This window comes from Paenibacillus sp. IITD108 (assembly GCF_036541265.1).
Lineage (GTDB): Bacteria > Bacillota > Bacilli > Paenibacillales > Paenibacillaceae > Pristimantibacillus.
On the sequence record NZ_JAZHCT010000012.1, the window covers coordinates 53,272 to 66,466 of the forward strand.

Sequence of the window (13,195 nt, forward strand, 5' to 3'; positions counted from 1 at the left end):
TCCTTCAAGAAAGAGTTAGGCTTTCGATATTGAATGTCTGAGTATTATTTAGCAGCTTTTACCCATACCTCTTCGATTTTCTCCAAAAATTGCTGTGGAGTCATAGAAGCGTTAAGGAAGAACTCAGAAGTTAGCGGTGCAAGATCGTTTATAATAATACCTTGAGGGAAGTAATTAAGAGCCCAAGGAATCGTATTTCCTGCTTTCGTTGCCTCGAATACTTCTTGAGATAGCGGATCAAGTCCAGTTGCCTCAATTGTGGTTACCGCAGGAATAAAGCCAAAGTCATTCACGATTGTGTTTTTACCTGTTTCGCTAGTGTATAGCCAGTCAATGAATGCATTTGCCGCAGCAATTTGCTCTTTGGATGCTTTATTGTTAATTACCCAGCCTGCCGGGATATCAACTGCAAGCTTGTTATTTCCCGTAATTGGAAGTGGAGCCATGCCGATTTCCATTTTGTCATAATCAGCTAACATGCCGTAGCTCCAGTTGCCTTGGTGAACGATAGCCGTTTTGCCTGTTGCAAGATCACCCATTTGTGTATCATATGTGACTTCCATAGGGTTCGTGGAGTTGGCGCGAATCGCTTCCATCACTTGTGCAAACTCTTGGAATGCCGGCACTTCATTAAGTTTAACTTCGCCTTTGTTCATTTTCTCAATAAATGCAATCGGATCTTCTTGAAGTGCAAACGGTGTATTAATAATGTGACCGATTAAGAAGTATGCTTCTTGAGACAAGCTTAATCCATTTACGCCGTCTGCTTTAAGCTTCTCTAGCGCCTTGATAAAGGAGCTTGTATCGGTAGCTGCTGATGGATCATACAATTTTTTGTTGTATACCAAGCCAAAGCCTTCAACCCCAGTTGGCACACCAACGATTTTACCATCAATTTCTAGCGCCATATTTGGTGAAATATAAGATGCATATTTTTCATTGCTCATGTCGTAGTAGTAAGAAGCGAATTTTTCAGCCTCTGCACCTGGTTGAACGGAGAAGATCGTTGGACCTTCATTTGCTGCAAGCTTTGTTTGCAGCTGTGTAATGTAAGAGTCTCCGGCAGAGCCCCAAACCTCTACTTCATTGCCTGTTTCCTTCTTGTACTTTTCAACAAGGTTTTCCAGAGATTCAGCAATTTCTACCTTACTCTGGAACAATGTAATTTTGGCTTGAGCCGTTGATTGATTGCCTTCATTGCCAGCGCCATTGTCTTTGTTGCCGTTTGAGCTCTTGCCGCCGCATGCCGATAATGTCAGCATAATCGCAAGCAGTAAGAAAATAAAACTTCTTTTCTTCATGATGATACCCCCTAATCGATTGTCGATTTGTATACCCTCATTATAAGTTCTATGGTTTACAGCCTACAGGTGATATATTCGCCTAAATGAGTAAATTTTGAATCTGCTTATAATTAAACATAAAAAAAGCACATGAAACAGAACATTTCTTTCTTAAAAGGACTCGTTCTGTGTCATGCGCCTAGTCATTTATTGCTTGAATTTTTTTCTATAGCTCGTCGGAGAAAGATTAAAGTGCTTTCGGAATACTTTTCCAAAATAATTTAGTTCTTCAAAACCGCTTTCTATAGCGACATCCTGAATAGATAAGTCAGTATGAATTAATAATGAACTTGCCTTCTCCATACGCAAATGTGTTAAGTAATGGATAATTGTCGTATTATATTCCTCTTTAAATCGCTTTGCCAAGTATTGTGCTGAAAAATGAAAACGCTCTGCCAAGCTGGCGAGTGTAATATCGTCCTTAATATGGTCGTTAATATAGTTGCGTATAGCAAGGATATGCTGAGTATGGTTTAATTCCAACTTGCTATAATCAATCAATTCCATCATATCGCTAAAAATTTGCTCCAGCCGAACTGCCCACTCATCTAAACGGCTGATCCATAACGGCATCGTTTCATGCAAGCGATCATCCTTAAACTGAGAATAAATACGCATAAGCAATAAGTTGATTTCAACGGTATAATGCTGCAATTCCCGCAAAGTAACAACTTGCTTGGCAGTTAGCTCATCTAAAAAGCTGGCGATCATTTCTTTGATATGCTGTATGTTTTTCGTACGGACCGCTTCCAGAATGACAATTTCCTTATCCATAAAAGAGTAAAAGAAAGCAGGATGATCACCTTGCTTGCCATTGTTAATAATATTGCTGCTTAGTATCAATGACTTTTCTTCTAACAATGTCGGCTGCAGCAGCTCATAAGAAATCTGCTCGTTATGAAAGCCCACGAAAGTCGTTAATCGAAGGGTTCGATTCCAAGCCTCTTGCAGCTGGTTTATTTTACTTGGCACAATATACGGCGCTCGATTCGAGCTGATCAAGATCACAATAAACGATTCATGCTGTATAAAGTACCATTCTCCAACAGAATCAAAAAATTCCTTTGTAATATTTTTTAAAGCAAAATTGAACAGCCGCTCATCTCCGGCATAATATTGTCTAACAAGCTCGTCCTTGTTTCTGGGCAGAAAAGTAACGACATAAAAGTTGTTTGCAGCTATGCCCAGCGAGTTAAGAAAAGCTGAGATTTCCTCTTTTTCAAGGTCCTCCTTTTCAAATAAGCTTGAAAAACGCTGCTCCTTGGCTAAATGATTCGCCTCATTAATACGAAAATTTGTACTCAGCTCATTTAATTGCTTCTGCCTCTCTTCGTTCACCTGTGAGCATGCTTTTCGTATCGCTTGATCAAGATCATGAATTTTAAACGGTTTTAGCAAATAATCAACACCGCTTGCAAGAAGCGTGGCCCGTGCATAATCGAATTGCTGGTATCCGCTAAGCACGATAACCTTTGAAGTCCAGCCTTCCTCTCGCAGCTTTTCTAAAAATTGCGGGCCATCCATAATATGCATGCTCATGTCGCAAATAATAATTTCAGGCTGATGCGCTCTAACTAATTCAAGTGCCTCCAGACCATTTTCCGCCATATAGATTTGATCAATATGATGACTTTCCCAATCGATCGAAAGCTCGATCCCTTCTCTTACATGCTCTTCATCATCAACGATCAGAAGCTTCATGCTCGTTCCCCCCTGTTGTTTCAAATGGCAAATACAAGGCTACTACTGTGCTTTCGTAAGATCTGCTTGTAATCGACCAATGGAATTGCGGCCCGAAATATAACCGCAATCGTTTCAATACATTAGATAAGCCAATGCCCTGCCTCTCTGCGGCAACAATCTGATGCTCCAAGTAAGAGCTTTTGATGTTTTCAATTTGCTCATCCGTAAAGCCTTTGCCGTTATCCATGACCTGGATTAATATCGTGTCAGGCAAAACAGAAATGTGAACTGAAATTTTAATCTGCCCCTTTCCACGCTCTAAACCGTGAATAATACTATTTTCAACTAGAGGCTGAAGGATCATTTTGGGAACACGAATTTTGGCTGCTTCTTCAGGACAGTCAAGCTCATACTCCAGCTTTTGCTTATAGCGTCCCTTTTGCAAAATGGCATAGTGCTCCAGATGCTCAATTTCTTGATATAAATATACATTTTCGCTTTCAATATCCATAGAATAACGGAACAAAGCGCCAAATTCAGCCAAACGATCACTTACTTCACGCGCGTTTGATTTAATCGCAAGCGTACCTATAGATTGCAAGGTGTTATAAAAAAAGTGCGGATTAATTTGTGCCTGCAGCATTTTCAGCTGAGCCTGCGACAGCTCCAGCTGATGCCTGTACTGCTTGTTCCATAGCTCATCCAATTCACTTGCCATTTCTTGAAATCTTATTTCAAGTAAATCAAGCTCATCCGGGGTAGCGGGCACAGGCTTGCGCTTCAACTGAAAATTTCCCATCTGCAGCTTTTTAATATGCTGTAAAATAAGTTTAATTCTTCGCAGCATATAATAAGCGACGAAAGCGGCTAGTATAGATACAAAAGCAATCGAACCAATTTGAATCGCTAAAGTTTTGCTCAAGGCATTAGTCCTGGCTTCATTAATTAAAGACTGCGGAATTAGCTTTACTATCGTTAACGCTATTCCATTATGTGAGTCGCGGTAGTATACATAGCTTCCTTCAGATGCTTGCAGCTCGCCTTTTTCTATTGCCGAAGCATGAACCAGCTTGCGATTTAGCTCAGGCTGCCAAGGCAAGGCTTGCTCGCTATTTCTATCTGTTGTATAAAGCAGCTCCAAGTCATCACCTAAAAAAACATAGATAGGTCCCAGCTCGCTTGTTGATAATGAATGAACGACAGATCGGATATGAGCCGGCTTCACATCGAAGGTCGTCAAGCCGATGACTTCGCGAGTTGATATGTCAATAAAAGGCTTATTGATTCTAAGCCGCCGCTCTTTATTAAAAAATGTTACTTGATAAGGCTGCTGAAGCTCGTTATGGGCAGAAGACAGCTCTCCATCAATGAAATCAGGAATCGTAACTCTAGTATTGTAATTATGTCTAATACTGAATTGCTTATTCGTAAGTGCGCTTTTATAGGATACTGAACCTATTTCACTGTAATTTCCATAAATCTGTTCCAAGCGCTGGGCAATATATACACTTTCCGCAGGCGTCTGCGGCTCGGAAGATGAAAGCAGACGCACAAGCGCCGGGTCACTAAAATAAGACAGGCCTAGGAGTGATAATTCATGAAAATAAGCATGCAGCGTTGACATGGTAATGGACATGGAATTTTGGTTCAGCTCGACAAGCTGCGATTTAATCGCTTTTCCCGTAATTTGATAAGACAAATAGTTTGAAATGATAAAAGGGATAGTCGTCGCTATAATCAAGCTGATTATAATTTTTGAGATGATGCTGCCCTTAATAAATTTCATCAATATTCCCGCCTTATCCCTCACATTAATTGTTCATTGTAGCATAAGCCTAAGCAGCCTTACAAATGTTTGAAGCTTACTTTCGCAGTGTCATTATTCGATCACATACTTGTTCCAGCCTGTCCGCAATTAATATTTTGCTGGAATATGACTCTGGAATATCCTCATAACCATAATGTACGCCTGCAACTCCTCCCGCTATAGCAGCAATTGTATCAGAGTCTCCGCCTGCATTAGCCGCCTTTTGGACGACTTCTGAAAAAGAATGCGAAGTTAATAAAATGTGAATGACCCATTTGAAGGTGTGCTCTACAAACCCGTCTGGCTCACAATCTAGTTCCTCATCAAGCATAAGACTGTATTTTGTGTGCTTGATTTCCTGCTGTACCGCTTTATGTATATTAACCCCTTCGTTTATAATTCGATACACGATGCGGCAGTATATTTCACATGCTTCATTGCATCGATCATCGTAATGAGTCATTTTCGATTGCAAGCGAGCAATTCTTGTTACATCCTCCAGTTTGGTATAGCATAAGGCAGCAGGAAGACAGCGCATTAATGAGCCGTTTCCTGCACTTTGCCCTAGAGTCGTATGGGCCTCAATAGCTGAATCGAACCAATTTCCGTTATACTGGCGCAAGGCAAACCGAATAATATTGCCAATATCTTTTGGATTACTGTAATACCATTCTAAAAATCTTTTACCAATTGCAGTTAAAGGCTCTGACGGGTTTTCCAGTATTCCCTCTGCCACACATAAGGTCATCATCGTATCATCCGTCACCTCGCCAGGCTCCAAATGCCATACCCCGCCGCCGATCATATCAGTCAAATATCCGTATTGGTCAGCGATTTCCCGCCGAGTCATAAACTCAGTCGTTCCACCTAGCGCATCACCGACAGCAACACCATATAGCCCGCCTTTAATTCGGTTATATATATTCATAGCCATTCCTCCAGACTTCTGTATTTCTTGAATTTACGAAGGATCTCGTTTACTCTGCCCGCACGCTCCTCCAAGTTTCCCGACAAATAGAAATAAGGGATCTTCCGGCATTTCAAGTCAGCTATAATCTGTTTTTGAAAAATTTGTCTTTCTACAGCGCCGGAACGGTCCCAAGTATCCTCGTAAGGAATATCATCACCGCAAACAAATACGAGATCGTAGCGTTTTGACGCGTCGTCAGCTAATTGAGATAGACGGGGCAGCGCTTCGCCATGATAGGATTTCGAAAACATATAGGTTGTAATAGCATTCGTATCTACGAATAAATAATGATTCGCTTTGTGCAGCAGTCCTTCTTCCCGCGCCAAATGAATCTCGGCAAGCTCAACGAGCTGAGCCTGCGATAATCTGCGCTCCACATGATGCTGCTCCCAGTATTCCCTGCCATACTCAGGCATCCACACGGTTTGATGCAAATCAGCCATATGCGCTGCCAGTGTTGTTTTTCCTGTCGACGGCGCTCCGAGAAATACTATATTTGCCGCCAAATCACGATAGACGACGGGATGCAAAAACGTTCTGCTCTGATAAGGAGCCTTACGCACCTTAGTGCCAGATACAGGGAACTGCACTCTGTCTGGATCAACAAGCCGATTCACCGCACCAAGCGCCTCGCTCATATGCTCCCCGTAAAATTCACTGCAATAAAAATGTGTAATCAGACAGCCATTCAGTATACGAAGCACATATTGCTCCTGCATGCTTTTAATCTCAGGCGTATCGCCAACCTCGCTTGGGCCATCCCATGCTTCTATGACTCGTACAGCAGGGTACAGCTTGCGAATCCAGCTCGCACGAACCGGCAGCGGAATATCTGTCGTTTCGGGACAATCATATATAATTACAATAACTTCATCCATTTCTGCCATTGCTGTTTCAATAACATGCTGATGACCGCGATGTAAAGGCGCGTACTTCCCCAGCGTAAGACCTATTTTGCGACTGTTCATATTTTCATCCCCTATTTAATAGAGTAATCAGCTTTAGCCGAAGCCAAATCAGCCATCTCTCGTGCAGACCACTGCTTTCTCCAAGAATACAATCCCATTGCTGCTATGGCTAAAAAGATGACGTAAAGAAAAGCGACCGCATAAAGCCCTTTATACGCATACATGCCAATGGACAGCACATCGACCAATAGCCAGCAATACCAATTCTCCAGTACTTTGTTGGACAGCAAATATTGCGCTATTAAACTAAGCGTTGCAATAAAAGCATCGACATAAGGAATTGAAGCATCTGTATAATGATCAAGCCAGTAGCCCCATCCGGCCGAGACTCCGACCAGGCTTATTAGCAATATGACAGCCATTGCCAGCTGTATTCTTCTAGTCGGCCTCACCTTATCACTACCGCGTTTTGTCAGCCAAATAATCCAGCCGTAAATACTTAATATGAAAAAGAATACTTGAAGCGTCATATCCGCATACAGTTTAACTTCCCAAAACATATAAAAGAAGCAGGCAACATTAACAAGTCCGATCGGCCAAGCCCATATATGCTCGCGAGCTGTCAGCCAAACGCTGAGCAATCCCGTAAGTGTAGCCACAATTTCTAATGCTGTAGATGATGTTGCATAAGCGACCCCCAGCATCATAACGACCAAAACCAGCATCATTCCTGTTTTATTCATCTCAAGCCACTCCCTATCCTTCTTTTCTTCAATAATGTCGAAATGACAATATCAAAACTTGTAAAAAAGTGCCTAGCTGTATATTGACAGCTGAGGCACATAGTCCGTAAAACGGTACAGCTGTGCAGCACGCTGTGAGTAGCGATTCGACATGAGCGGTTCACCCCCGCGGCCGCGCGCTTCCTCGATAATTCCTTTACGACTTTGAGTAGAAGTAATTTTTCGGATAAAGTTTTTTTCCTCAAACTCAGGTACAACCGTTTGAATAACCTGATATAGCTCTCCGATCGTAAACCGCTCTGGAAGAAACTCCCTTGCAATTGTTGTAGTGAGCATTTTATGCTGAATTTGCTGCAGCGCATCAACTAAAATGCTGCGATGGTCAAAGGCAAGATTCATGGCAAGCGCCTCGTTAATCGGAAACAGTCTGACATCCATAGCATCATCATCAGCCCGCCGGGCAGCCAAGTACTGTTCATGCACTAATGCAAAAAAAGCATGCGATATAATCCAGCCTCGCGGATCGCGTCCTGGAGTGCTATAAGCGTTAAAATATTCAATATGAACATCCTTCACACCTGTCTCTTCCTCCAGTTCGCGCTTAGCGCTGTCGAGCAAGGACTCTGTATCTTTGGAAAATCCTCCTGGCAGCGCCCAGCTGCCGGCAAACGGCCAGCCCTTCCTCTGAATAAGCAGCACTTCAAGACGGCGGTCAGGCAATGATTTTTTTCGAGTCCCTTTTGGGGTGGAGGTAATGGTGAAAATAACAACATCTGCTGGCGCTCCATCGGGCGTTCTATAGTTGCCGGGTGAATAATTGATTTCTTCATCGGCTGGTTTGTTCTTGTTCAAATCAATACTGCCGCCTTTCTATTTGATATTGTCATTATGACATATTTAAATCATATGTCAAGCAGCAAATTTAATAAATGTCTTAATTTAGGCTGATGTCTGTACTTTTTACACAAAAAATCCCGAAAAGCCTATTCATGCCTTTCGGGAATAAAATTGTTTAACAGGTAGAAATTTCTAATCCAAGTATACTGGAATTACACATACCGGCTTGGAAACTTCAAGCTGTTCGCCTGTATATTGCAGTGTCCCGTCCTCGTTGATGGAGAACATAACGATATTGTTTGTATCACGATTAGCTACTAATGCAAATTTGCCGTCTGGCGTCAAAGCAAAATGACGCGGATGACCGCCCTCGACCGATACGAATTGTTTGCTGGTCAATTTGCCGGAAGCAGCATCGACAGCATACACAGCAATGCTGTCATGACCGCGGTTAGAGCCATATAAGTATGCACCGTCAGCAGAAATTGTAATCTCTGCGCAGCCATTCTCGCCTTTAAAGCCTTCAGGCAGCGTACTGACTGTTTCCTCTATCGCAAGCAAGCCTGCATGCTTGTCATAGCGTAATACCGTAATAGTAGAATCGAGCTCATTAATAACGTAAGCAAAGCTTTCATTCGGGTGGAATACAAGATGACGCGGACCTGCTCCGCCATGCAGCTGGGTAACCTGGTGAGGTTCAAGCTTATGCTTCTGCTTGTCCACCTTATAAGTAATAATTTGATCCAGTCCTAAATCCTGAACGAACAAATAGCTGCCATCTGCACTATAGAAGCTGGAATGCGGATGCGGCTTGTCCTGGCGTTCTGGGTCTTTACCCTTCCCGGCATGCTGCTGGACGTCAAGCAGCTCGCCTATTGAGCCATCTGCTGAAAGTTCAAGCGTGCCTACCATCCCCCCATGGTAGCTGGTGACCGTTATTCTTGTACTTAACTCGTCTCGCTGAATATGGCACGTAGTTGAGTTTACTGTTTTTTTGCGATTTATTACCGTCAGCTTGCCTGTGGCTGGATCGATTGAAAATGAAGAAGCTTCTCCTGCTTTGCTCCCATTAGCATCTGCCATTTCTCCAATACTGTACGCTCTATGCTTAGCCATATCCACATTTAGAAATGTTGGATTGCGATATCCGTCCAAGCTTTGAATAATATGAAGCTTGCCTGTGGCTGGGTCAAATTCGCTTACATATATGCCAGGTCCGTCCGTTTCTGCGTAAGAACCAATATATACAAGCAAGCGCTGATTAGATGTTGTCACGAATAGCTCCCCCTTGTATCCATTCTATAAAGAGTGTCGACTGTTGTTGCATTAGTTTGCTTGAGACTCTTGCCACACTTTATTTAAAGTATCTAAAAATACTTCAGTCGGCTGTGCGCCAGATACAGCGTATTTGCGGTTAAAAACAAAGAATGGCACGCCTCTGATGCCAAGCTGGCTGCCCTCCTGCTCCCGAGCCTGTACACGATCCGCATACTGATGGCCTTCCAGTACGGCAAGCGCTTCAGTTCTGGACAAGCCTGCACGCTCCGCTATATCAGCGAGAACGTCATAGCTTGCAAGGTCAGCATTATGAGTGAAATAAGCGTTCAGCAGCATTTCTCCTACTTCTACACCTTTGCCCCTTTCTTCGGCAAACTGAGCTAATCTGTGAGCATCAAAAGTGTTAATGACAAGCATGTTGTCAAAATTGAACTCCAATCCGACTGCAGCTGCCTGCTGCTTAATGCCAGTGCTCATCTCACGAGCTTTTTCAACCGTCATACCGTATTTTTCCGCCAGCATCGAATGCGTGCTCTGCTTCAAGCTGGAATCTGCCTGGGGATCCAGTTCAAAGCTGCGGAGCTCCAGCTCCACCTCAGCCCTGTGCTCAAACTTCTCTAGTGCCGCATCTAATCTTTTCTTGCCGATATAGCAAAACGGACAAACATAGTCCGACCAGATTTCTATTTTCATTTACTGACACCTCCCTTATGTATCCATCCTTTATTATTATAGCATGAAATCAGTTGACAATCTTCTTCCCTGCCTTGATCTGCTAAGCACCTTATTCTACAATATAGATGTGTAAAGGAGGGATTGCGGTGAATATTCTTAAACAAAAATCACGCGAAGAGCTGGATGCGCGCTTGCCTTCTATGCCTTGGTATATTGAACAATTTATTAATTACAAGCTGCCAGATTTGTCTCCAGCCTCGTTAGTTGAATATATGAGAGATTATGAAGCTTTCCTGAATTGGCTAATGGCAGAAGGGCTAAGCGAGGCTGCGTCTATTAAAGAAGTTACCTTGCTGGAGCTGGAGCGACTGCGTATGGAAAGTATAGATTCTTTTCGCATGTTTCTTTCTACGTACAAGGAGGAACGCAATAATCGCACAACGATTTCACGAAAGCTTTCATCACTTCGGTCGTTATTTCACTATTTGAGCCAGATTGCGGAGGATGAGCAGTTCTACCCCTTGCTGAAAAGAAACGTCATGGCCAAGGTTTCCATTAAACGGACTCATAAGCCAAAAGACACGGCAGCCCGGCTTGAAGGGAAACTGCTGCAGGAAGAAGAAATCTCACAATTTTTAACTTATATTAGGCATGATTATGGGCAGGAAATAGTGAAGAACAAGCAGGCTACATACTCCTATGAACTTAATAAAGTAAGAGACACCTGTATTATCAGCTTTATTTTGCATTCAGGCTTGCGTGTTTCCGAGCTTGTCAATTTGAATTTGGATGATATTGATGTAAAGAAAAAGCTATGCTATGTATTCCGTAAAGGTAAAAATGACGATACTTTCAAAACGCCCGTATACTTCCGGCAAGATGCAATCGTGGATCTTAATCAGTATTTAGCGCTTCGTGAAACACGCTACAAAGCGCCACGCAAAGAAAAAGCACTGTTCCTTGCAATTGCTAACGGCAATAAGGAAGGCTCACGCATGACAAAAAGAGCTATTCAAGCGATGGTACTCAAGTACGCTAAACGCTTTGGCAAGCCCTTCTTGTCCGTTCATAAGCTTCGTCACTCATTTGCTACCGATTATTATTTACAAAACGATATTTATAAAACACAGGAGCAGCTTGGTCACGCCTCTCCCGAAACGACACAAATTTATGCGCATCTGACCGATAAAACAATGGCTGAAGCTATTGATCGCCGTTTGGAGCAATAAAAAATTTATGGCTTGTATAGCTTCTCGATATCGGCTGCCGACAAGCCTTCTTCAATCGCAAATTCAAAATCATCAATATCATAGAGCTGAATAGGAACCTCAGCTTCAATCAGCTTTTCCTGCAATTCATATTGATCAGTTAACAATGGCATTTGCTTGCGCATGCATACCAGCACAAGCTCTGTTTCAATCGGATCTAACAAATCTCCGTAGTGCGCATTGTCTACGGCATTAATGATTGTAAACTGAACATTTTCGTTCAATAGCAATGGGGCGCTTTCACGCCAAGGGGCTTGCAAAGCCCGGTCAATTTTTTTACGATTAAGAGGCTCTTCAAAAAATTGAATAAGGGTTTGAATGTGTGATTTCACCAATTGATCATCGTCGGGGTCGACCATAACAGGTTCGTCCCCTTCCCGTATTTCATATAATTCGCTAATCGTAGAATACGGAACAATGTAATGAATCGGTTTTGCAGGGACGAGCAAATGACCATAGGTAGCAGCTAGTATCGCTTCCATAACAAACTGTTGAACCATCTCTCTCCCTCCTTATTATCATAATATGTTCAAGCTTAATTATACCTTATCCAATTACTAGATCAACAGAGGCGTACGTACGGATCCTTTACTCAAAATGACGAAAATTCGCCTTTATTTTAGGAGGAAAAAATGTCTATCGAACATACTATTATAATCGGAGCTGGACCTTGTGGTCTTGCTGCAGCCATCGAGCTGGGCAAAAGCGGGATTAAGCCGCTTATTATTGAAAAGCGCAACATAGTTCATTCCATTTCGCAATATCCAACCTATATGCATTTTTTCAGCTCGCCTGAGATGCTGGAAATTGGCGATATTCCATTTACGACAGCTAATGATAAGCCATCCCGTCTGGAGGCGCTGAATTATTACCGTACAGCAGCACAGCGGCATGAAGTGCGGGTTCACCCTTTTCAAACCATTACGAGCATAGCTCATGAGGATGGCATTTTCTATCTTACTGGCGAGGACCGTTTCGGCAAGCCATTAAGCTATTCCAGTCATCATGTCATTATTGCCACTGGCTACTTCGATAATCCGAACATGCTGGGCATACCTGGCGAGGACAAAGACAAGGTGACTCACTTTTTCCGGGAATCGCATCCTTATGTGGGCATGGAGGTAGCGATAATTGGAGGCAGCAACTCCGCCATAGACGCTGCATTGGAGCTTGAGCGGGTTGGCGCCAAAGTAACGGTTATTTACCGGGGCTCGGATTATTCCAAGAGCATTAAGCCCTGGGTAAAGCCGACCTTTGAAAGCAAGGTGGCCAAAGGAACGATACGCATGCTGTTTGAATCTAGGGTAATCGCAATTGAGGACGATTGTGTGAGCATTGAAACCACTGGCAGCATGAAAACGATTGCTAACGATTTCGTGCTTGTACTGACCGGCTTCCACCCAGACCGCAGCTTTCTGCAGCAAGCAGGCGTAACGATTGAGCCTGAAGGCTATCCGACCTTTAATGAGGAGACGATGGAAACGAATATTCCCGGCATTTATTTGGCGGGTGTCGTCGCCTCTCGTCATGAAGCTAATGAAATCTTTATTGAGTCGGGTAGATTTCACGGCCGAAAAATTGCGGCACATATGAAAACTAACGAAAATTAACTTGAATTAATTTACTTGCCAAAAGGCATCCTTCAATCATTTGCTGAGGATGCCTTTTCGTATTATATGAAGA

The 13,195-nt window shown here is 42.9% G+C and carries 12 protein-coding genes; 2 read left to right on the forward strand and 10 right to left on the reverse strand.

What is annotated here, in order from left to right; genetic code table 11:
- Positions 1-44 precede the first annotated feature (44 nt).
- From V1L65_RS12700 to V1L65_RS12740, 9 genes are all read right to left on the reverse strand, one after another.
- Entirely contained in the window at positions 45-1,301 is a 1,257-nt protein-coding gene (locus V1L65_RS12700; protein ID WP_331699528.1) for a sugar ABC transporter substrate-binding protein, read from the reverse strand.
- A 189-nt stretch (positions 1,302-1,490) separates the two neighbouring features.
- Positions 1,491-3,044, reverse strand: a complete 1,554-nt coding sequence (locus tag V1L65_RS12705) for a helix-turn-helix domain-containing protein (protein ID WP_331699529.1) — start codon at positions 3,042-3,044, stop codon at positions 1,491-1,493.
- Positions 3,025-4,812 (reverse strand): sensor histidine kinase, encoded by a 1,788-nt coding sequence (locus V1L65_RS12710; protein WP_331699530.1) that lies wholly within the window; start codon positions 4,810-4,812, stop codon positions 3,025-3,027. The genes V1L65_RS12705 and V1L65_RS12710 overlap by 20 nt, the downstream gene beginning before the upstream one ends.
- Before the next feature lie 76 nt (positions 4,813-4,888).
- Positions 4,889-5,761: an ADP-ribosylglycohydrolase family protein gene (locus V1L65_RS12715; RefSeq protein ID WP_331699531.1), complete on the reverse strand. Its 873-nt coding sequence runs from the start codon at positions 5,759-5,761 to the stop codon at positions 4,889-4,891.
- Complete coding sequence (locus V1L65_RS12720) at positions 5,758-6,771, reverse strand: AAA family ATPase (protein WP_331699532.1); 1,014 nt, start codon at positions 6,769-6,771, stop codon at positions 5,758-5,760. Before V1L65_RS12720 ends, V1L65_RS12715 begins: the two co-directional genes overlap by 4 nt.
- A gap of 11 nt (positions 6,772-6,782) precedes the next feature.
- Positions 6,783-7,454: a nicotinamide riboside transporter PnuC gene (gene pnuC / locus V1L65_RS12725; RefSeq protein WP_331699533.1), complete on the reverse strand. Its 672-nt coding sequence runs from the start codon at positions 7,452-7,454 to the stop codon at positions 6,783-6,785.
- 72 nt (positions 7,455-7,526) lie between these two features.
- Positions 7,527-8,312, reverse strand: a complete 786-nt coding sequence (locus V1L65_RS12730) for an NUDIX domain-containing protein (RefSeq protein WP_331699630.1) — start codon at positions 8,310-8,312, stop codon at positions 7,527-7,529.
- Between the two features lie 171 nt (positions 8,313-8,483).
- Positions 8,484-9,566, reverse strand: coding sequence for a lactonase family protein (locus tag V1L65_RS12735; RefSeq protein WP_331699534.1), 1,083 nt, complete (start codon positions 9,564-9,566; stop codon positions 8,484-8,486).
- A gap of 51 nt (positions 9,567-9,617) precedes the next feature.
- A complete protein-coding gene (locus V1L65_RS12740) occupies positions 9,618-10,262 on the reverse strand; it encodes a DsbA family oxidoreductase (protein ID WP_331699535.1) in 645 nt (214 codons plus the stop codon).
- A 128-nt stretch (positions 10,263-10,390) separates the two neighbouring features.
- Between V1L65_RS12740 and xerS the strand changes: the two genes are divergently transcribed.
- On the forward strand, positions 10,391-11,473 hold the full coding sequence (gene xerS / locus V1L65_RS12745) for a tyrosine recombinase XerS (RefSeq protein ID WP_331699536.1): 1,083 nt from the start codon (positions 10,391-10,393) through the stop codon (positions 11,471-11,473).
- A gap of 5 nt (positions 11,474-11,478) precedes the next feature.
- Here the strand turns inward: xerS and V1L65_RS12750 are convergent, their stop codons facing one another.
- Positions 11,479-12,012, reverse strand: coding sequence for an ADP-heptose synthase (locus tag V1L65_RS12750; RefSeq protein ID WP_331699537.1), 534 nt, complete (start codon positions 12,010-12,012; stop codon positions 11,479-11,481).
- Positions 12,013-12,144: 132 nt separating this feature from the next.
- Here V1L65_RS12750 and V1L65_RS12755 point away from each other — a divergent pair, with 132 nt between their 5' ends.
- The gene (locus tag V1L65_RS12755) at positions 12,145-13,122 is read left to right on the forward strand and encodes a YpdA family putative bacillithiol disulfide reductase (RefSeq protein ID WP_331699538.1); all 978 of its coding nucleotides are present in this window, start codon (positions 12,145-12,147) and stop codon (positions 13,120-13,122) included.
- Positions 13,123-13,195 lie beyond the last annotated feature (73 nt).